The 23242-nt window shown below is 40.7% G+C and carries 14 protein-coding genes; 12 read left to right on the plus strand and 2 right to left on the minus strand.

All coding sequences use genetic code 11. The annotated features are described in order from the left end of the window. The first annotated feature begins 133 nt into the window (after positions 1–133). From KE626_RS32310 to KE626_RS32365, 12 genes are all read left to right on the plus strand, one after another. A complete protein-coding gene (locus KE626_RS32310; RefSeq protein ID WP_211977223.1) occupies positions 134–1858 on the plus strand; it encodes a tetratricopeptide repeat protein in 1725 nt (574 codons plus the stop codon). A gap of 309 nt (positions 1859–2167) precedes the next feature. After that, positions 2168–3430: a site-specific integrase gene (locus KE626_RS32315; RefSeq protein WP_211977224.1), complete on the plus strand. Its 1263-nt coding sequence runs from the start codon at positions 2168–2170 to the stop codon at positions 3428–3430. Between the two features lie 200 nt (positions 3431–3630). Continuing rightward, on the plus strand, positions 3631–8385 hold the full coding sequence (gene avs2 / locus KE626_RS32320) for an AVAST type 2 anti-phage system protein Avs2 (protein WP_211977225.1): 4755 nt from the start codon (positions 3631–3633) through the stop codon (positions 8383–8385). Between the two features lie 9 nt (positions 8386–8394). Further along, on the plus strand, positions 8395–9477 hold the full coding sequence (locus tag KE626_RS32325) for an MBL fold metallo-hydrolase (RefSeq protein WP_211977226.1): 1083 nt from the start codon (positions 8395–8397) through the stop codon (positions 9475–9477). A 304-nt stretch (positions 9478–9781) separates the two neighbouring features. Beyond that, positions 9782–11041 carry a hypothetical protein gene (locus tag KE626_RS32330; RefSeq protein WP_211977227.1) on the plus strand — a complete coding sequence of 420 codons (1260 nt, stop codon included), beginning with the start codon at positions 9782–9784 and terminating at the stop codon, positions 11039–11041. Positions 11042–11201: 160 nt separating this feature from the next. Beyond that, complete coding sequence (locus KE626_RS32335; RefSeq protein ID WP_211977228.1) at positions 11202–11480, plus strand: helix-turn-helix domain-containing protein; 279 nt, start codon at positions 11202–11204, stop codon at positions 11478–11480. Next, positions 11480–12379, plus strand: a complete 900-nt coding sequence (locus KE626_RS32340; protein WP_211977229.1) for a hypothetical protein — start codon at positions 11480–11482, stop codon at positions 12377–12379. The genes KE626_RS32335 and KE626_RS32340 overlap by 1 nt, the downstream gene beginning before the upstream one ends. Beyond that, a complete protein-coding gene (locus KE626_RS32345; RefSeq protein ID WP_211977230.1) occupies positions 12300–12983 on the plus strand; it encodes a hypothetical protein in 684 nt (227 codons plus the stop codon). The genes KE626_RS32340 and KE626_RS32345 overlap by 80 nt, the downstream gene beginning before the upstream one ends. A 19-nt stretch (positions 12984–13002) precedes the next feature. Then, positions 13003–13359 (plus strand): hypothetical protein, encoded by a 357-nt coding sequence (locus KE626_RS32350; protein ID WP_211977231.1) that lies wholly within the window; start codon positions 13003–13005, stop codon positions 13357–13359. 314 nt (positions 13360–13673) lie between these two features. Continuing rightward, positions 13674–15713, plus strand: coding sequence for a hypothetical protein (locus KE626_RS32355; RefSeq protein ID WP_211977232.1), 2040 nt, complete (start codon positions 13674–13676; stop codon positions 15711–15713). Further along, positions 15677–17392, plus strand: coding sequence for a hypothetical protein (locus tag KE626_RS32360; protein WP_211977233.1), 1716 nt, complete (start codon positions 15677–15679; stop codon positions 17390–17392). The genes KE626_RS32355 and KE626_RS32360 overlap by 37 nt, the downstream gene beginning before the upstream one ends. A gap of 148 nt (positions 17393–17540) precedes the next feature. Next, positions 17541–19379 (plus strand): DUF4365 domain-containing protein, encoded by a 1839-nt coding sequence (locus KE626_RS32365; protein ID WP_211977234.1) that lies wholly within the window; start codon positions 17541–17543, stop codon positions 19377–19379. 72 nt (positions 19380–19451) lie between these two features. Here KE626_RS32365 and KE626_RS32370 read toward each other — a convergent pair whose 3' ends face one another. Together KE626_RS32370 and KE626_RS32375 are read right to left on the minus strand one after the other, a co-directional pair. Further along, positions 19452–21860, minus strand: a complete 2409-nt coding sequence (locus tag KE626_RS32370; protein ID WP_211977235.1) for a hypothetical protein — start codon at positions 21858–21860, stop codon at positions 19452–19454. A 9-nt stretch (positions 21861–21869) separates the two neighbouring features. After that, complete coding sequence (locus KE626_RS32375; protein WP_211977236.1) at positions 21870–23045, minus strand: hypothetical protein; 1176 nt, start codon at positions 23043–23045, stop codon at positions 21870–21872. Positions 23046–23242 lie beyond the last annotated feature (197 nt).

Below are 23242 nucleotides of genomic sequence, written 5' to 3' on the forward strand. Positions count from 1 at the left end.
TCTTTTTTTTCATTTAAAGTTGTAACGATTTTGTAAATTGGTATAGGCTAAAAATACGCTATACCTTTATTCACCAGTACATTCAAAGTAGTGCGGAGCTTATTAAATAGTAAATCAATCAAATAAGCTTCAAATGAAACCAAACTATCTGACATTTATCCCGGTTTTACTCCTCCTTGCGTGTAATAACAACACTAAAACGGGGGGAGCCCAGGCTACCATTAGGCAATCGCCCGATATACGCTGTTATACGTCCAGGATCACGGACAAAGACTGGTATGCTTCCGGTAAAAAGGCACCTAAGCTGGAAGGATTGAAAGGCATCAATTTCAGGATTTCCACCAACAACAAAGAAGCGCAGGATTACTTTAACCAGGGGATGATGTTGGCTTATGGATTTAATCATGCTGAGGCGGCGAGGTCTTTCTACGAAGCCACCCGGCAGGATTCCACCTGTGCCATGACCTATTGGGGATTTGCCTATGTGCTGGGCCCCAACTACAATGCGGGCATGGAAGAAGATAATTTTCAGCGTGCCTGGGAGGCTACAGCCAGGGCAAAGTCACTGTTGGCCCGCTGCACTCCAAAGGAAAAAGCGCTTATCAATGCGCTGGCATCGCGCTACGAAATACCCGCCCCCACAGACAGAAAGCGCCTGGACATCGCCTATGCAGCAGCCATGAAGAAAGTATATGATCAGTTTCCCACCGACCCTGACATAGGCGCATTATACGCAGAAGCAATAATGGACCTTCATCCCTGGGATCTATATGAAAAGAAAACAAAAAAGCTCCGACCCTGGACAACGGAAATACTCGCCGTATTAGCACACCTGATGAAACTGAACCCCAAACATCCGGGCGCTCATCATTTCTATATCCACGCAGTAGAGGCCTCTGCCACTCCCGAAAAAGCACTGGCAAGCGCCCGGTTACTCGATACCCTAGTGCCCGGCGCAGGACACCTGGTTCACATGCCGTCGCATATCTATATTAACACCGGCGACTATCATCCGGGATCCATCGCCAATATACATGCGGTGGAAGTTGACAGCAGTTATACCGCTGCCTGCCATGCCCAGGGAGCGTATCCACTTGGCTATTACCCGCATAACTACCATTTCCTCGCGGCAACGACTACACTGGAAGGCAATTCCGCACTGGCATGGCGCACCGCCAAAAAACTGCAGGAACACACTGCCACAGATATCATGCGCCTGCCAGGATGGGGTACCTTACAACATTACTACACCATACCATATAACATCGCCGTGAAATTCCGCATGTGGGATACCATCCTTTCTCTCCCCGCACCCACAGACGACCTGGTGTATCCGAAGGCCATCTGGCACTATGCCCGGGGCATGGCATTTTTAGGAAAGAATATTATCCCCGACGCACAGAAGGAGCTTGGAAGTCTGCAGACATTAGCCGCTGATACCTCGCTTCCACACCTGACCGTCTGGAATATAAACACCATGGTCGATCTTGTGCAAATTGCCGTGAAAGTACTATCTGCCGAAATAGCTGCGAAACAACATCATCTGGATAGCTCCATTTCCCTGCTTAAAGAGGCCGTTGCCCTAGAAGACAACCTGAATTATAACGAGCCGCCTGATTGGTTCTTTTCCGTGAGGCATTACCTGGGCGCAGCGATGCTGGATGCCGCCCAATACGGCGAAGCCGAAAGCATTTATCGTAAGGATCTACAAATATGGCGGAAGAATGGCTGGGCGTTAATGGGGTTGTATCACGCTTTGGTTGCCCAGAAAAAGAATGGCGAGGCCCAGAAGGTTAAAGTGGCGTTTGAGGAGGCGTGGCGGTTTGCGGATGTGAAGATAGGAGGGGGAGCGCGTTGACGGTGTTCAGGTTATATGGGTGCAGATGGGGTTTTGGGTTCAGGTCCCAGCGGGATCACCACAAGAATATCAAAGGAAATTAAAGCCGCTTGAATCGTAGGATTTAAGCGGCTTTTCTGCTTTTATGATAAAAAGATAAATCATATCAAACGATTTTAAACGTCTACAAAAATGTCTACACTTAAAAATTTAAATTTAGTGTAGACATTTTTTTCTGGAATACTTACCAGTAAAGGGTTTTAGGACTTGCAAACCGATCTAAAAAACACCAAACAACACCAAAAATCGGTAACCAAAACTTAGTAGACTATGAAAGTAAGTCAGGATTTATCAATCCTTTATTATCTCCGGTACGACAACAATAACATCAACGGAAAAGCTACTATCTGCGTCCGTATCACGGTCACCGGATTTCCCAAAGACAGTTTTTCTCTCGGCTATCAGGTCGATCCCACCAAGTTTGACAAGAGGGCGGGCGTCGTCATGGGCAGATCAACAGAGGTAATTGAGATCAATAACCAGCTATTGCATGTTAAAGGTGAACTGCTCCGGCATTACAACCTGTTGAAGAAGCAGGGATCAACCGTTACCCCCACTATGATCAAAAACGCTTACCTGGGTGTTCATCAGGAAAAACAAACATTGCTGCAGGTCGTAGACTTTCACAACGGGAAGTTTAAAGAAAAAGTGGACAAAGGAAAGCGGGAAAACAGCACCTACAAAAAATGGCTCACTACAAAGGATAAGATCACGGCCTTTCTTTCCGGTGTTTTGAAAATGAAAGATATCCCCCTGGAAAGAATTGAGTTTTCCTTCGCGGAAGATTTCTTCGACTATCTCACGCTTACAGAAGGTATCCAGGATAACACCGCCATGAAATACCTGAAGAATACCAAGCAGCTGTTAAAACTGGCGGTCCAGCGGAAATGGTTACAGTGTAACCCCTTGCAGGATTATGTATGTTCCTATATCAACCCGGAGCGGGATATACTCACCGTAGCAGAACTCAGCGCACTGTATCATAAAGAATTCTCCATTCCCCGCCTGCAGGAAGCCAAAGACGCCTATGTATTCATGACGCTCACCGGCTACGCCTATAAAGATGCGCAGCTGCTCACTCCCGACAGCATCGCTAAATATTTCGATGGGGAAGACTGGATTGTGAAGAACAGGGAAAAGACCTGGTGCCGTGAAAACGTTCCCTTGTTACCGTTAGCCAAAGAGATATTGCGGAAGTATAAGGATCACCCGCACTGCGTTGCCAACAACGTATTACTGCCCATTAAAAGCAATCAACGTTTTAATGGATACCTCAAAGAAATATCTGATCTCTGCGGTATAAATAAGAACCTCACCACCCACACCGCGCGGCACACCTTCGCCACCACCGTTACACTGGCCAACGGTGTACCACTGGAAACCGTGAGCGCCATGCTGGGGCATAAATCTATACGCACTACGCAGATCTATGCTAAGATAGTAGCTAGCAAAGTAAGTGAAGATATGCAGGTATTGAAGCAACGGTTTAACCTCAAATTGCCGGAATCCATGCTGAGCAAGGCGGTGGCATAAAATGAAATTATCTAGTCAGGTGCGCCTTACAGGCCACATGACTAGATAATTCTAAAAACCTCACAAAGATAAAATTTCTTATATGTCTGAAAAGCCAGAGAGATAAAAACTATTGAACTGAGCCGGTGAGATGTTTAAAGCATGAGGTGTTTGAGAACAGGATTGAATATCTTATATTTAATAAAAATGTATTCGATAATATGTTCGCATCGCATCCTGATGTTACAACCGAGAATGACTTGCTCCTCTCCAGATTTACCATTCGGCTGAGGGATTCGGAAACACAAGAAACAATAGGGACAGGAGTCTTATACAAGGTGGGTGAATTGAAAGATAAATTCTATGTATTGACTGCTGCGCATGTTCTTTTTGGGGATGGCGATACATTCCGTGATCCACTGGAAACTGTTTGTCTAGATTTTTACAATGTAACAACCAACTCATACAGTACAATAATCCATGAAATCGATCCTTCACTGGTCGGTGCCAGCGCCGATAAGGATGTGGCCATTTTACTCGTAGAGGATGACCAAGTGAAGAATTTAATCAATGATATCCCATCCGTAATATGCTTAAGTGAACGTCGGTCGGTTTCCTCATTCATTATAAAGGGGTTTCCCGCCGCTACTAGAGGTCAGGAAATTGTCACCATTAACCCTCTATGGAAACAAAATATGACCGGCGTACCCAAGTTTCAATTGGAGCTGAAAGAAGACTATGATGGCTGGAGCATCGATGGATTTTCAGGAAGTGGAGCCTTTCTGTATTCATCCCATCAGCTTTATTTGTATGGCATTTTTACACGATATAGAGAAGAACGAAAAGGAAGAGTTATCTACTGTCAGTATCTCGAGGCCTTCAACGAATTGCTTCAGAAGAGTTTTCTTCCTACCATCACTTTTACTTACCTCGGAGAGCACGGCCTGGATAGGGCATTCTTTGAAAGGCAGGTGGGTACGGCTATCAGCAATCTCGGACCTAGGTTTAATGAAAAACTGAATTTTCGCTTGTCAATGGCATGGTTATTTAACGATCTGGCAAGGGATGGTGTATTCCGTCGACGCTTTACACATGCCATAGATCGATGGTTGACCGACAAAAATTTTAATCACAACGAATCCGAGAATTTGCATCTCGAAGAAATTGAAGCTGAAAATGGTGCCATCCGCGTGGATCTTATCCCCTGGTTATCAAAATTAAACTGGATGCCTGATCATCCCATCGAATGGCAGTCCGCCGTTGATCGGGTTATCGCTCTGAATGAAAAGATAGCAGAAAAAAGACGGGTGTTGTTTGATTTGCAGTACGAAGAACGTGACCAGCATTCGGATGAGCAGAAGGCGCATCATAATTACCGCTCACCATATGAAGTTGAAATAAATCGTCTCTGGGAAATCGAAAGAAACAACGACTCTTTGTTATCTAGCCTAGAAACTATAGATATATCCCTTTCCAATCATCCGTATTTGCTCATAAAAGGTGATGCGGGGTGCGGAAAATCTCACTTGCTTGGGGATATTGCTACAGAAAGAATGCGTAAAGACGAGCCAACAGTACTGCTGTTAGGGCAGCTTTTTAAGGCCAATCTGACAGTTTGGCAAAATATTTTGCTGCAACTGGGGTTGTCATGTTCAAAAGACCAGTTTTTACAAACACTAAACAGCATTGGCAAACAAATAGGAGCACGTACGTTAATACTCATTGATGCATTAAATGAAGGTGCGGGCAGGGAAGTCTGGCCAGATGAAATGAGTGGCTTTATTAAAGAGGTTGCGCGCTACCCATTTATAGGACTGTGCATGACGGTTCGAAGTACCTATTTTACTTTAATTGTTCCTGAGAATGTAAAAAATGATCCGCTCGTTACCTTTAAGATCCATGAAGGATTTAAAGGTAATGAATATGAAGCGTTACGGCTTTTTTGCGAGTACTATGAATTGCAGCAGCCTAATTTTCCACTCCTGTTTCCAGAATTTACTAGTCCTTTATTCCTACAGTTGATATGCGAAGGAGTAAGAAACGCGCAAGAAAAGGTTTTTCCTCAAGGATTTCAGGGTATTTCAAAGATCTTTAATTATTACCTTAAAGCTGTATCTTCTAAGCTGATCAAAAAGAGAGAAGAGTATGAATTGAAGCCTAAGATAGTCAACCAAGCTGTAGAGGAAGTAGCTAAAGCACTCATGGGAGAAAATGAGGTTCGGGAGTTGCCGCTGCAAGAGATGGTCGAGCTATTCGAAACGAAATTTCCTGCACATCGGTATTTGTTGAGCGATTTAATTCATGAAAATATATTCATTCAGAATATTCGAAGTGAGCCCAAATCTCAGCAAGAAAATGAGGTTATTCTCTTTTCTTACGAACGATTTGGCGATTTTATCCTGGCTGAGGAATTACTAAAACCATTTGATAATCGTGAAAAAATAATGGAAGTTTTCCAGGAAGATAAGCCTTTGGGAAAACTTTTAGAGGAAGGGTACTGGTATAACAGAGGGATTCTCGAGATAATGGCAATTTTGTTACCAGAAAAATTCAAGCTTGAAATTTTTGAAGTTTTTAGATGGGCATTCATAGGAAAACACACCAATCTGCTTGGCAATATCGATGAGTACATCAATCATTTCCTTCTTGATAGTTTAAAATGGCGGATCCCGGAGAGTATTGATGACGAAAAAATTACAGATTGGATCAACAGTGAACATTTCAATCTAAATGACTTCTCATTTTATAATGTTATAGTAGGATTGACTACTATCAATAATCATCCCTTTAATGGAGATAGATTTCATCGGATCCTCATGAGAGATACCATGAGTGAACGGGATGGGTATCTACAGAATTACCTTCGGTACTATGCCGACTATGCTGACGATGGCTCCGCTTTTCCCGTGAAGAGATTACTCGACTGGGCGTGGATGCCAGGCATATCACAGAAAGTAAGTAGCGAAACGGCTCGTCTCACAGGTCAGACACTTACTTGGGTTCTATCTTCGACTAACCGGAAATTAAGGGATCAGACTACAAAAGCAATGGTTAATCTGTTGGAAGACCAACCTAGCGCCTTAATAGATATCTTAAAAGTTTTTAAAGACATTGATGATCTTTATATCTTAGAGAGACTATATGCTATTGCGTATGGATGCGCCTTACGGACTTCACGGGCTGGCTCGCTACTCATGATAGCTCAATTCACTTACGATACTATCTTTAAGGACGGAGATCCACCTGTTCATATCCTGTTAAGGGATTATGCTCGAAATGTGGTAGAATATGCCATCTATACAAAGCTGTCAATTATAGGAGATATAGAATTAATTCGGCCACCTTACAATACTCCCACGCCTGAAAATATCCCCACTTTGGAGGAACTGGAAGAATATGACATGGATAGGGAGGCTCCGGATTTTAACCAACGGAATGGTCGATTACATAATTTTATCAAGTTTTCAATCATGGACTGGGATTTTGGGAATAAAACAGTGAACAGCGGACTCCGGGAATTCTGCCCTGTTAGTTTCAGAACAGAAGCAGGATATAAGTTATTTCTCAGACAATTGAAAAAAAAGCAAAAGGACGTACTAAAAATTTACGAAAAGTTCATAGGCTTGGAAGTTGAAATGGATAGACGTGAAAGACAATACTCAGCAAGTTATGAAACTGAATCATATAAATCAATTCGGACCGACGTAAGGAAATATCTGCAGGACTTGCTTGAAGATCTCAAAGAAAGCTTTTCACCGGAACAGTATAATTATTTTTCAAGAATTATTGTCCCATATCTGAAAAACAAACAAAAAGGGGTAGATTATCCACGAGATTCTTTTGATAAGGATCCTATAAAGCGGTGGATGGTAAAACGCGCCTATGGCTTGGGCTACGATGTAGACTTGCATGGTTCCTATGATTATTCTGTTGATAATTACAACAATAGGTCTGGGAGTAAGATTGAGAGGATAGGGAAAAAATATCAATGGATTGCCTTCCACGAGGCTATGGCGATGGTGGCAGACAACTATAAAATTTTGGAGGATGATAATGATAAAAGAAAATATGTCTATTATAAAGGCCCTTGGCAGCGTTATCTAAGGGATATTAATCCGTCTTATACAACTAAGAACCTTGAGGAATCAGAAGATCAGGAGGCGGGGCAATCACATGGAGCATGGTGGCTTGATCAATCATATCACTACTGGGACGGTCACGATAAAGTTTGGTTAGAAATAACTAAGGATCTGCCAGATGCTAGACAAATTATTCAGCGGATTGATAATGAAGGTAAAGAATGGATATACCTACACACAACGATTACTTGGGAAGAGCCCAAGCCAATTGGCAAGGACAAGTATAGGATCAGTCGAAAGGAGCTGTGGTATTTATTTCAAGCGTATTTGGTTAAAAAAAAGGATAGAACCAAAATCATTGCCTGGATGCAAGAACAGGATTTCAAAGGTCGGTGGATGCCGGAAAGCCATTCTGCTAATCTTGGCCTGATTAACCGGGAGAATTATTGGGCACCGGCTGCCGCCGAGCATCCTCAAAAGTGGGAAAGCCTGCCTGATTCTAAGCATAGGGTAATGGTTGCTACCGCCGAGGCGGTGGGTGAATTAGGAGGTGATAAATCAGGGGCACATAGGCGTTACGGAATGCCTTGTCAACTATTTTTTGAAGGAATGAAACTTCAGTATTCATCAAACGATGGGGACTTTACAGATAGCACTGGAGTGCTGATTGCGATTAATACTCCAGAAGAAGGTGTATTGATCAGCAAGGAGCATCTACAAAAGTTCCTTGATGAATCAGATCTCGACATAGTATGGGCGCAATTAGGAGAAAAGCAGGCAATAGGAAAAGACGATGAGGTACTGAAATATAATAACTATAAAACAATTACCGGCGTTTACTATTTGGAAGCTGGAGAAGTGAAGGGGGGATTTCGGCTTTCCGAAGATGAAATATAAAATTAATAAATGAGACTTTCGTTTTATCAGGCGGAATGTGGTAATGCTGCTAGCATGAAATTTACAGGGGATGACGGAGTTGTTCATAACATCTTCGTGGATGCTGGCTTCGAGCGGACTTTTCATCACGTGCTTGCCAGCGAAATACAAGAAATAGATAGGCGCAATCAGGTCATTGATGCCTGGATAATTTCACACATACATGATGATCATATTGGAGGTGCGTTGGCATACCTTAAAGCTATACAGTCAGGTCAAATTTTGGACAAGGTGGATAGATGGTACTACAATCTACCCAGAGGGGCATATCGTCTAGAAAGTGCACTGTCACAAGAATTCATCAGCGAAGCTAAAAGCATCGCACAGGGTGATAAATTGGCTTCTTATTTAGCTTCTGTTAATAAACTGCCTAAAGATGATATTTGCGTTGAGTTAGAGACGATTGATGTGTTCGGCTTGCGATTGACTATCCTCTCTCCGGATGGTCCAGCTCTAGTAAACTTGAGGAAAAAGTATCCTGCAGGTAAAAGAAACTCTTTTGAAAGGAATGAAGATGTCAGTATTAGCCAAACAAAAGCTGCAACTTCTTATGATTATAAACTGCCATTAGATGCGTTTAGATCTTTTGCCCCCAAAAAAGATAATTCCATCGAAAATGGTAGCAGTATTTCGTTTATAGCTGAATATAACGGTAAACGGATATTATGGCTCGCGGATTCTTTTCCCAGTATTATCATTCGATCTCTTGAACGACTGGGGTATTCAACCAGCAAACCATTGGAATGCGATTGGGTAAATGTTGCGCATCACGGGAGCAGTGGCAATAATATTGCTGAATTGTACGCGCGTATTAGCTGCAAAAATTATCTTATAAGTGCAGACGGAAATAACAATGCAAAACTGCCCACAAAAGCTAGTCTTGCGAGTATCCTTACTAGTCCGCAACGTGATACCAGTAAATACCACCTGTATTTTACCTATGATAACAGTACCCTGAGGAGCATTTTTGAAATTGATGGCACAATGGTATATGAGAAATATAATTTTGAAGTCTATTATTCGGACCAGCCTGTGATCTCCTTTGACTTGTAAAGATTTTGCCTCATTGCACAACGTTTGTAGAACTACAGCATATAGCTTCATTAGTTATGGTTCCCTGCCATATTCCAGGCTGAACAAGGCTGTATCCTAATCTAACTTATCATGGTCGGCGGCCAGCGCAGGTTCCCGACTATTACAAATTCGACATTAACAATTGGTTAACGGTCTCTATCCTGCTAAAATTATTTATTGCAGCCCCTGTTGATACTCAGTGTATCACAACCCCGATCATGTGATATTTGAATGACCATTACACAACCAAAACCATACTCGCGCACATTCTAAAACCTATAATATGCAGCAGTATTATCCATTATCCTTTTTTGAAAAATTTATTCATGTTGATTTGCAACAAGCATCAACCGAACAGAAACACCCCGACGAACAATTCTACACGCAAGCCGTTAAAGACATTATCAACGAAAAAAACAAGATCCTGGAATGTACCGGCAAGTACCTGTACGACCTCCGAAAGGAAAAGCAGATTGGAAGGTTCATACAACAAAGCCAGCGACAGCTGGTCGCGCTGATGAATAGCGTAGCCAAAAGCCTGCCGGCAGAGAGTCTTGTCGATGATGCAATGCCCACAGGAAAGAATACCTGGTCAAACCTCTACAAAATCCTGTATCTCCATCTGGCCGAACTACTGGCACATCTTGAGCAAAAATTTGAACGGTATCTCGACATCGATTGCAAAGTTCCGCCATCCTACCATTTAAAAGCCCAGGCGAAATTCCGGGAAGATGTAGCACTGCTGAAAACAGGCTTTCTATCTTCCGACGTAGATGAGCAACTGCAAAACGTGGTATTCATGCCCTTCCTGGAACTCACAAAGAATAACTATACCAGTTTCCCGATCACCTACCGGCAGCTGCATTATCTAACAGAAATGAATAAACGGTTATTTCAGTTGCTCGATGCCAGTGAAGAGCAATCCGTATTTCCGCAAAAGCTGCACGACCTGTTACTGTTTATCAACTTCAACAGCGTCCACTATTTTGAATACTGGTGCGGCATGATCACCGAAGAACTGAAAACCTATCCTACCTTCCGGGAAAAGCTGGAACGGCTCATGTTTCTTCAGAAGAAAATTAGCCAGGCCTCCCAAAAAACCGCGTTTGTATTCAACTCCCGGCGTTCTCCGCTTCAATATAAAATGCAATCGTGGCTGGCAGAAGAAATTGCCTACCACAAGGAAATCAACGCCACATCTGGCGCAGCGCACCTGCCGGAGGAATTAAGCCGCTGGAAAGACTTTAAGGTGCAGACCATTTTTTCTGTTTCGCAGATTGGCCACATTCTAAAGCTGCTGCTGGATAGCGGTATCTATGTAAACAAAAACAGGGCGGAAGTCCTGGACTTCTTTTCCTATTTCTTCACCTCCGTAAAGCAAGACAGTATTTCTCCCAGTAGCCTCCGGAACAACTTTTACAACGACAATGCCGCCGTGTCAAAATCTGTACGCGATATCCTGATGCAGCTGGTCAACCAGTCACATAAAGGGCTAAGCGTCGTAGCCTGCCTGATGTTCAATTGTTTCCTGCAACAATTCTGATTTTGTATATCACGCACCGATTCTAACATTATAAAAATAATTATATCAAATTCTTGCTTTTGAAAATCAAATAGTTACAAGGGGTTGTAAAACCCCTGTAACTATTCTTGCGTGTGTAATAATTTTTCTTTTGCTGCCATAACAAACAAACCCAAACCATATGGCAGCAGAAATTCTCACCCGCGAAGATCTGGCGATCTTCAAAACGGAATTGTTCCGGGAATTACGGGAGCTCGTCCACGCCCCGGCTCTCCAACCCAAGAAATGGCTTAAAACCTACGAAGTCCGCGACATGCTGGGTATCTCTCCCGGCACCCTTCAAAACATGCGCATCAACGGTACGCTGTCCTTCACCAAAATCGGCGGCTTAATTTTCTACGACTACGACGACATTCTCCAGCTGATGGAAGGCACCCGGAAAACCGTTAAGCGTTCCTGATGCCGGCGCCAGCAGCTCATACCAACTACATCAGACACCTCAATGCTTTCTTCGCACAGGTGCGGAAAGAAACCCGCTTACAGGCCAATCATGTAAGCCTTTACCTGGCATTGTTTCAGGTCTGGAACTATCACCGTTTCCAGAATCCCTTTCCCATCCTGCGCGAAGAAGTCATGAGCCTTTCCTGCATCGGCTCCCGGAGCACCTATGTACGTTGCCTGAAGCACCTGGACCATTGCCGTTACATCATCTACGCACAGGCCCGGCAGGCTTATTCAGCCAGCTACGTGTCCATCATTCCCCTGGCTCATTTTATCGCCGATCCTCACCCTGAACAGCTGTTTCTGTTCAAGGATGGGAAAGCCATCGCTATGAGGCCCCAAAATGAGCCACATAACCTGCTCAAAACTGGGCCACACACGAGGCCCAATATTGAGCCCGACACATGGCCCAATTCCGGGCCACATACAGGCCCAAAACTGGGCCACTTTAATAAACATATAAACAATAATAAACGTGGGGGAGAAAACAGGCTCCCGCCCCCAACTAAAAAAAATAAAAATGGAACTGAAAACCTCCCGCATGATCCGGATGCACCCGGCGCGGAAAATCCACCCGGCGCCGCGCGGATTCTTCCCTCGCAGTCCGAGGTGCAGGAATTCTTTGCCGCCAGCCAGTACCCGGAGGTGGAAGCCGGCAAATTCTTCCACCACTACCAGGCCAACGGTTGGCGGCAGGGCGGCAAAACGCTGATCACCGACTGGCAGGCCGCCGCCCACAAATGGATACTCAACATTCACCCACCCAAACCCGATCATCATGACAAACATACCAGACCATCAACCGGGGCAGGAAGGCTCCACACCAATGAAAACAAAAGCTACTCAGAGCCCCTATGATTACTATCAGCTCTTCCAACAGCTGGAAGAACATGGAAAGAATATCTATGGTCCCCGGTTCTGGCTCGATTATGTGGACCGGCCGGTGGTCGTCAAACTACTGGCTTACTTCCTGCAGGACGAAGCAATAGCTGCTGCGGAAGGGATCGACCTTCATAAAGGGATACTCCTTACCGGCAAGATTGGATGCGGCAAAACCTGCCTCATGACACTTATGAGAGTCCTGGCATCGGAGTCATACCGGCCGCATATGGTATCCTGCCGGCAGATCAGCTTTGAATTCAGCAAAATAGGGTATGATGTTATTAGCCGGTATAGCACCAACGCTTTTTTTCCGTATACCAATGTGCCGCGGGTACATTGCTTTGACGACCTGGGCGTGGAGCAGACGGTGAACTATTGGGGGAACAACTGTAATGTGATGGGGGAGATACTGCTTTCACGGTATGATCTGCTGATCACGCACAAAATGTTGACCCACCTTACCACGAACCTCAATAGCCAGGAGCTGGAGGATACCTATGGCAACCGGTTACGCAGCAGGATGCGGGCCATGTTCAACTTGATCGCCTTTGATCCGGCGACTACCGATAAAAGACGATAACACTAAATCCCCCTAAATCATGTATCTATCTTTCATTGAGATCGTCAGCACTGCTGTTGCTGGTGTCAGACATTTAAAGATTTGTGGGCACGACTACACCGCTTACAGCTACGACTGGTATATAGACGATGCTATTTTCCTGGCTGCCCGCTGGAAGCCCGATCAGATCACCTACGAGCGTATCCTGCATCTGCGCAATTGGATTAGGGAGAATTACCAGCATGATCACAACATCTCCTATCAGCGCCTGTGTTCCCTCGCGGGTTGCCGAAAATGGGTCAAAGTGGTTATTCATGCGGAGTATCGCCATGCACCGGGCGAATTTAAAACCGATTACCAGCAAAGACTATCAGAAAACAAAGGCATTTTTTCATAAGTAATGACTATACAAACAATGGACACTTACGGGATAAGATCACCCACGTCGGAAACTTGGTTTGCAATCACAGCTGTAGTAAATTTGCAATTAAATCTTTTTGAGCCCTGAATTGTTTAAAATACCCGAACATACAAGATTATATACGATTACCCCAAGAATGCCGCCGCAGACATGACATGTGCTTATAATTGGAGGACAGATAAGGGCTTTATAAATGGCTGTGTTGCAGGTTTGGGTGCCTATATAAAATAGTACAATTTATTAGGTAGCAACTACTTATATTTGTATATCCCCGCCTATTAATTTTTTTTATGATAAAGGTACCCTCTTTTACTACTTTCGATCTAGAAAGAGCATTTGATAGCGACGACCTAATTGTTCTCGAGTTAAAAGAATTTGTCAGTACTGCTGTTGGCCAGAAAGCGCTTAGACTATTTAAACAGGATGCAACAGCACGGTTCCCCTTATTAGTAGCAGCAGGTATAGTAGGGCCTGATGGTTTAACGACCAATGGTGCCACCTATAGCATTGGTAATAATCCAATGATATACTATTTTTTTTACCGTGTTTTTTGTGAGAAATTTGAGTTTAGCTATACCCCCGATATTGATAAGCTACTTGCATTTCACCAGTTAGTTAAAGATTATTTCCAAACTGATACCAATGAGCTCTCTGTCTTCCTCCAGAAAGGAATGCCTGCTTTTTTAATGATGATGGGTTCCAAAAGCGCTTTGAAAACTATCCAGGAACAGGGTAGGTTATTAATGAAGGGCCACTTGCATTTTCGAACTTTTTTCAAGGTCTATTTCGATAATTTTGAGCATTGGGAACCAGACTTCACGGATTTATGGAATATGCTTACTGCATTTGGATATCAAATTGGGAAACCTGAATCTACCGTGCATGATGCTTTATGGGTTAAGATTACAGATGTTCTTAGACGTTTTTTTCATTTGTATGAAGGACAGTTGCCGGTATATCGTGCTTATCTGATAGCGAAACTTGGTGAAGGGAGGTTGGAAGATTATCTCGCCGGTGTCAGTTTGCAGGTGATACATGCTCAGTATCCAATTCTAACTTCTGAAATAATGGAGTGGCTAGATAAGCCTTCAACAAATCATATAGCTTTGGTGCTTCTTTCACAGGTGCAGTATTTAGAAGAGAGTTATGTAGCAACTATTCAATCGCATCTACAAAATGTATCTGTAATATCTAAACAATATCATGATGCTTTAAAGCTATCTATCAATATACTTTCAGGTCCAACACCGTTGAATTTATCACAAAAGCAATTTTTTGATGGGATTGTTGTTAAAGGCTTAAAATGCGATAATGAAGAAGTTGTGACTAATACGATTTCAGCAATGGGATACAGTAGGAAATTAACATCCGAATTTTCCGCTTATTTGATTGAGCTAATGAACGAGAATCAGGATTATCTCTCTTATATTAAGGTTATAAATTATTTTCATATCGTTCATGGAAACTTAAAGTGCTATTTTGAATTTTTAACTGTTTACGCTCTGCAAATTGGACTGGCTTTTAAAATACAGGAGTTTGAAGAGTCTATATCTGTCATGCACGAAATTAATAAGGCGGAATTTGAACAATATGTGATTGAGATGATGATACATGATCAGGGTCAAGTTCGATTTGTCGGAAACCAAATTTTGTATAGCCTTCACACTTATTGCGGTGTCGCGGCACTTTCCGCTAATTTATTAGCATTGGACGCCTTGCAACAATACAAATTTGTTATAACTCTATCTTATGATAAATTGCATATCAAAGAACAAATTACTTACTTGGCACCGATGTTGTCTGCGAAATCAGAAGTCGTAAAGGAGCTAGTTTTGTGTAAATTGGATGAGTTAATTTTGGGATATAAGCATCAGGTTTTGGAGTATTTGACCCCTCTTATAACCCTTCTACCCGATAACCAGAGAATCTTAGAACGATTAAATATTACGCTTGAAGAAATATATGTTCAATTACGCATTAAAAGTGGCATTAAGGAACTGGATCCTACAGTGCAATATCCGCATCTTCTACGTTCTTATAATCGAGCCACAATAAAAGGTTATCAAAAGGAGCCTAGAGCAAAGGACAGAAAATCAAACGGTATTTTTAATTTTATAAAATCTGTTGGAGTTGCCAGAGGTGGAGGAGCATTACATCCAGATGGGACAATTGTTACTTTTGGTAAAGTAAGTACTTCTTTTACAATTCCTCGTACTTTATTTATGTTGCCTGAGAAAGGGGAACTTGATATGTATCTTTTTTTCAAGTCTAATTGGCAAGAAGATTTTAAACAATGGGAACAAATAATATTATTGTCAGGGAATATCTGAATAGTCTTAAAGAGGACGAAGAATTGGATAGACTTTTACCTCTATTGTTGACCTTAAAAGGGTTGAGGATTATTCGTACGGCTAAGGACGCAAAGGGACAGAATCAACAGGGGAAAGATATTATCGCTTTTGGCCGGGATAATGATGGCATTCGTAAGAGATTCTATTTTGAAGTAAAAGGGCATAGTGATAAGAATATTGATGAAGCGTCAATTTCTAAAACAGATGGCATACTTGACTCTCTCACATCTGCTCGGTTTGCGAAATATGAAGATCCCGGTATTCCTGGTTTTAATAATTCTCCAGTTAAGGTTATACTAGTTCACAATGGTGTTCTAAAGCCAGCAGCTAAGGATGTATATAACGGGGTTATTGATAAATTATTTGGAGATGGGGCGCAACAATTCGAACGATGGGATATTCATACACTTACCGATGAATTTGGAACGTATTTATTTAGCGAATACCTTCTGACAGAAGAAGAGAACATCAGGCTATTTAAACGAACCTTAGTTTTAATGGACGTACCGGACTATGGGCTTGAAGATTTTTTTAGATTGATAGACAACTTATTGACAAAACCCCTTGCTACAACTAGCCGCGCGTTTACTAAACTTTTTTCTAGTCTTAATTTGTTGAGTTATATGATTTGGCATTATGCTAAAGAAAATAACAATCTTTTGCCTTCAATAAAGGGCACCTCTTATTTAGTGTTACAGACTTGGGCGTGGATATTAAGAAATAATCTATCCAGTAAGCCTAGCGTAATTAAAGTTTTCAAAAAACTTTTGACAACTCATAAGGGTATTCTCGATGAATATTTTGAAAAAACGTTACAGGTTGCGATAATTCAGAATGGGTTGTTCTCAGAGCCTGGTGGTTTTTTCGAGAATGTGGGGTATTCGCTTCGGTGTATGGACTATATTTCTCTACTTGTTTATTATTTTCAACTGCAACAAGCAGGTTCGAGTTTTGACTTCAAAATAGATCAGGAGGCGTTGGCAGAGATGCAGGTAAAACAGAAGAAGCTTCTTTTTGAAATAATAGATAATAATGATGGTACTAAACGACCATTGTTAGATAGACATTCCCGCCCAATCTTGCTGGTAAGCCTTTTTGTTTTGCAGAGCCATGAGTGTACTGAGATAGATCGCATTCTTCTCAATAATTATCTGTGTGGTGTTTTAGACGGTGTGGCATTGATTGAACTTATGCGCAAGAGACTTCCTGAATTGCACGATAATGAAGAGGCGCTTATCGAAACGGCGGCAACCGGCAAACGATCATATGAGTATCAAGATAGCGGTTCTATGCTATTGTTAATAGTTATTGAATTACTATCGATTCTAGGTAATGAGGGAATGTATTCACAATTTAGGGAAAGATTCAGTCAGCAAGTTGATTTGCAAACTTCCTATCCCAACTGGCAGGAGGATCATCTCAAACTGGAAGTTTCCTACTTTCAGAGAAATATGAATAATGAGATGATTGTAGAATCTGGTGTCGTCCTCCCCGAAAGCCTAGCTGATTTCGTTAAACAAGTGGGTTCTAAGCCCCAAGCCGAAGTTTTATTCCGGACTGATATGGTAGGGCTTTCATTTTTACGATCATTATCTGTCATTTTTTTTCATAATGATATCTTTCCTAATCAATGGCGTTCTTTCATGATATCTAATTGATCGTGGTGTATGGTAAATGCAATTGTGATCACTTGCTTTTCTATATAACCTCTCGCCCTTAATGTTGAGGTTGGCGGTTGCATTATTTTTTGAAAAATGGATTTTCAATTGATTTTATGAAAATTGCTTGTTTGATAAAATGATTAATATGCACAAGTTGCCAAAGGCAAAAGGTTCACTAGGTTTACCTGCTCCATATTCTCCTACGACAGCATCCGAAATGAATTCTATGTCGAAGCTAAAAGACATGCTCAACAAGCATTTCGTCAAGCCCGATTTAAAAGAACAGGATAAACTCCCAGGAATTGACGGTTACCTGGAAATGACAGACGAAGCTCAGTATCCGAACGGTAAACTAGAGGTACAGGTAAAAACACTTAAAAAGACATCCCCTCCGAGGTATCAATGTGATCTGCCATTTTTAGCTTACTGTCAACAAGCTATTTTGCCTGTTTTGTTGATCGCTGTAGATGTGGAAAAAGAGATTGCATACTGGCTGCATATCAGCCAAACGTTCTTGTTGGAGGTCGAAAATAAGTTAAAGGATGGTCAGAAGACTGTTATGCTATCTTTTCCCTCGCAGAATATCATATGTTACAATAGCCATTCCTATATCTATGATTGGCGCGCTATCATCGATGAATATCGTTCATTTTCTAGGTATCCATCTGAAAGGGCACTTAGGATGCAATATGAACAAGAGGTAATGGTATGGAGAAAAAAGATGAAGCCGGCGATACGATTTTCATCAAATCAAATTACGCAACTTAACCGCTTCGTCGAACATTTCAATTTAGTTTTGCGAACTGAGTTTCCGTATACAAAATCTCATAGTATTTATAACTTTTTTAAGATCGGTATTGCTGTATCAATGTTTACCGATCGGGAGGTTAGATATCTTATGTATCCTTTGTACGCGATTGATAATGAAGTTGCCATAAAAGAAATTGACGAAGATGAATCTGGATTTTGGAGTGATGATAGTTTCAGGATCAATAAAGCACTTTTTTTGATGTCGTGTAGCTATGATTCCTTTACAAAGGAATCATATGTATATAAAATATTAAAAAAGGATGTAATTAGTTCTGCTGAAACGTTTGCAGAACCCGTTGAAAATTTCAATCTTGCCCGGGAGTACTTGGGTGGATTCGTATTGGAATTTTATCAAGTTTTCGGATTTGATAGGAATATAGATGACTTGTCATTTGGACATATCGCACATATTCTCAATGATTTAATCCCTATTATCGTAAAAATGAATCCTGAAAAGAAGGATGATTTTTCTGATGAAGGTTGTATGGATTTTCTTTTTTTTGAAAAACTGGAGTCTATAAGGCAAATGCTAACTGCCGCTCAAAATATTTTTGACCAGGGCAACTCTTATCTAAATGCAATACCAATCTATTCAAAAGCCTTCGATTTAAAGCTTGTGAAGTATTACTTAGATTTTCTAATCAGGCACAATACAGATATAGGGAAGTGTTACCGCCATCTTGTACCTTATTCCCATCTTGATAGTTTAAAGCATGATTGGAGAGAATGGAAGAAAAATGAAATCGTACATAACTTAGAAATAATTTCAAAGGAATTTCTACGGATCTATGAAAATACAACAAGCACATTCTTTCCCGTTAAAGGTGGTGCAACAATGTATATGCAGCCCTATCAGACTAGTTTATGGGTACTCATGTTTAATGAAAGTACTGAAGAAGAGCCTTACTTACTAGTATATATATTAGAAGGTATGTGTAATCCATATCAAAGGTTATATTTTTTCGATAGTCAAGATCCTGCCTGTCCCACGAATGATCTTGAAAATCCATTATTTAACCCAGGGCAGGTGACCATAAATGGTAATATTTATCGTCCTGTAAAGAAACAGATGGTCGATTTGGACTTCCTGTTTGAACCGTCTCCTACATACACACTTATTAGAGAATTTTTAACGGACAGGTTAAAAGAGTTCTTTAAAAAAATGGATGTCTGATTTTAATTTATGCCTGGCAGCCAGACTTAAGGTCATTAGATCGTTATGGAAATATCAATCTGCATATGGGCGTTAATTGGGGTTATTTAGATTAGGTTCTAACTTCTCTATTTCAGCACTTGTTTTATTATCTTGGTCCTGAGTAGCGAGAGTCTTTTCCTTAATCCGCCTGGGTTCATCAATAATTTTGTGTTGAATAAAAGCAGAAAATGCTCCGAATATAGGATGAGTACAAGTATTGTTTACCTTTTTCAAAAGTTGATCGAGGTGTATTGGCTTTAATGTCAATTTTTTTATAGCTATTGCATATAAAAACTCTAAAAGAGCTTCGCCTTGATCTTGCTCGTAATACTCAATGATGGTATCAAGAAGATTATACATTTGCTCAGATAGGCTTTCATCTATATCATATGATAATTCTTCAGCAGAGGTTGTCCTTAAAATTGACGCTTGTATGATACCATCATTAAACCTATCAAAGTTGCCGGGATCGAGTAAATTCCTTACGTAGACGGTTTGTTTTAATTGCTTGCCGGACTTATCACTGTTTCTGAGAGAATTTAAAATGTTAGAGATAGTAAAATAAACATCGCTTTGTGTTACGTCGTTAGCATAATCATCAAAATCAAAAAAAGCGAAATTTTTCCTCAATTCCAGATTTTGAGGCGAATGTGTTGTAATCCTTGGATAAAAGAGCTGTTGCGATAATCCCCGTTCGGCATCTCCTGACTGGCGGGAAATATAATTTTCTCGCTGATTGAAAAAGTCAATAACTGAACTAGGAAAAGACGAAGTGTTACTTAAAAATAGTTGAATTTCCTTAATGAATTCGATCTCAACAATCCAAGGTGAGTCGTTGGAGTTATTATTACAATATAAAGTTTCAATATTTACGTAGCTACTGTTTTCAATACCATACTTACCCATTTTAAGGTTTGTTCTTAATAGATCTAATTGATTTTTGCTAGAATTTCTTGCAATCCCTATAAAATAGAGAATCCTAAGGTCGGCACATCTCCTTAGCGCTCTGCTTACATATAGTAGATTTTTTCCGTTTGAAATGCATGATCCAATTACCACTATACTCCCTACAGCTCCATCTCCAATTGAGGGGATATCTGTTATCCGAATAACCTTGGGGATTGCTGCTGAGGTATAATTTTGACCGATTCTGTCAAGAATATATGCAGTGAGGTTTGCCGAGCCAGAATCATCGAGAGGTAACAGGAATTTAGTGTTGCTTGGCACATGTTGGTCGATATAGTGATCCAATTTATTTTTATATTCTGGATAACGACCTTGTTTAATTCCATCAAGAATTTGATTGTAATCAATGTATACTTCGTATTTTCTGTCGGGCGATTCCTCTTTATAATGTGCTTTTAATACCGTATTTAATAGTTTTGAAGATTTAAACTGTTGTACAAAAGTTGATAAATTCTTTTCCCTGTCATCTTTCGCAAGTATTATTCTATTTATTTTGGGCTTTTCAAGTAGAAATACATCTCCGGAAACTGGGACGGCGTAATTTCCCTTTTTACAAAGTTGGCAGTCTTTTTCGCTAAATGTTTCATAAAATGGAATGCCGTTTGGGTTAATTTCAGATTTTGTTAGGTTACATAATACTTGATCTTTAATGTTTGAGTAGTCAATGGACTCACCGAGAAAATATAATATAACAATGTTGTTGCGGTTCAGTATGGAATGTTTGTCAAGTATATATTTAATTATATTGGCAGAGGTTGATGCTGATACAAGTAGAAGAGATCCTCTGTTGTACGAGTTTTTTGATTTGTATAGACCAGCATAACTACTGAAGCTTTCAATCGGGGTCTGCCTTCCACTTTTTGTTAATCTGCTTTTCAGTTCTGATAGTGCTATTGCTATACTATTAATGGAACTTGTATCACAATATATCTCTCCATATATGTTTTCATCAAAATGCTTTAGAAGTGAATAGGCTATAAAGTAAATTTCCGAGCTGTAAAGTAAAATATTCCCCGTCCTTAAGAATCTATCGCAGTGCTTTCCCGAGGGAAAAACGTAGTGATGTGAAGATTCAGACACAATTAGCCCTCCTCTGTTAATAAATATTTGCTGGAGTCCCGCATGTATATAGCTGCCGACCAGATTTGTTGGTATCTTCTTGTTGTTAATGCAAGATAACGTCGCGTCTTCATCGAATGTCGCGATGAATAAATTGTCGTTAAAGTGTGTTTCTTGTTTTTTGGGAATCCATTTAAATGTTACATCCTTCCTGTTGTCAAAGACTTCAAGTAGCCGATCTTTAATATGTTTACTTCCTATTACCAATACTGTGTCTGTTTGGTAGTTTCGTTCATAAAAGGACTTTATTTCAGCTTGTAAGCTATTTTCATCAATTTGATCACTACTGCAGAAAACTAATGTGGCGTTTTTGTTTTTAGCTATTTTATTTTCTACTTCTGTGTAGTCAACTTTGAATATGTAGAAAGTATTCATTAAGTATTTTTAATTTAAGGGATATAGAATAGTGATAAGGCTGCCTTCGGCCTTTAAGTTGTTAGATATTTGATCTTTTGTGTTTGTTAGCCAATCAAACAATTCCATATCTCGTTCATTATTTACTTTCTTATATGGGTGAGTTATCAAATTCCGATAGACGCTAATGGTTCCAGTTTTGATCTTCAAGAAGCCTTTATAGTCTAATAAATTCAGAATTCTATCTAGTCCTAATCCTTTTTCTTCTTTGTAAATACCTTTAGCAATTGTCATGTTTTTGATTAGACAACTTCTCACGATCTGAATATCTGTTAATGAAGTGCCGTTTGGATTTTGAGATTTGAATTTGTCAATAAAACCAAGGCCACTATCAAAAACGGAAATTTCAAGGAAATACAGTTCTTTATTTGTATTTTCTCGTAGTGTGGGATGAGAAAAATAGCTTTTGAGTGCTGGTTGTTTTGAGTATTGGTCGATGAAATATGAGCGTTTGAGTTTTGAAAACTTTATTAGAACTCCTCTTATACTTGGATTAATGCCAACGTTATCGGCATCCGTACGTCCCCATTGTATAGTGTTTTTTACTAACTCGTGAATAATTGAAGTGAAATCAGCCTGATAGTGTGCGAATAACCGAGCTGCATCCTTGGAGTAATTGAGCATTTGCTCGATGGATAATCTTAAATTAGCTAAGCTACTACTTTCATTATCTATAAAGCCATTTTGGTTTTCAAAACATGGTAGGTAGCCGCGTGAAATTGGGAAGTGGTCAACACCAATTAGTAATAACTTCCAGCCTTTTAGTGGTAAGACCTTTTCCATCTTATCTCTAAAGTTTCCCATTGGTTTAGCTAAGTCTTCTCTCAGGGAGTTATTACCAGTTCTATCGTAAATTTTGTTTTTATTCCACAATAATGAGAATATCGGGAAGTAAAACTCATTTTCCAAAAGAAAATTTAAATCATCCTCAACCGAAACATCAACCAATAACTTACCTGCATTATTGTATTTGCTCCAGGTGATCACGAACTGGTATAGCATTGGAATCAATCCGACATGAGGATGTGTTAGTTCGGAAGAGATCGCAAGATCAATTGTAATATCCTCTTCTTTAAGCCGGTTAAAACGGAGATATAGTTTATCAATTTCTTCAAATGTTAGTTCTTTATGTATTGGTATAACCATGTATAGTAACCTTTAATGGAGGGGCCTTTTAATTGGATAAACAATATACCTAGAAAATCTTAATTTTTTGCTTATTTAAGCGCTACTAGACGAAAAATATAGAAAGGGGTTAAAAGGTCTCACTCCGGCGTCAGTCGGCAAAAAGGGCGCCAGGCCCTCGCTTGCCCCTTCCGCTTCGCTACAGGGGCTGCGCTCCG

The sequence above is a fragment of the Chitinophaga hostae genome (genome assembly GCF_018224885.1).
Classification (GTDB): Bacteria; Bacteroidota; Bacteroidia; order Chitinophagales; family Chitinophagaceae; genus Chitinophaga; species Chitinophaga hostae.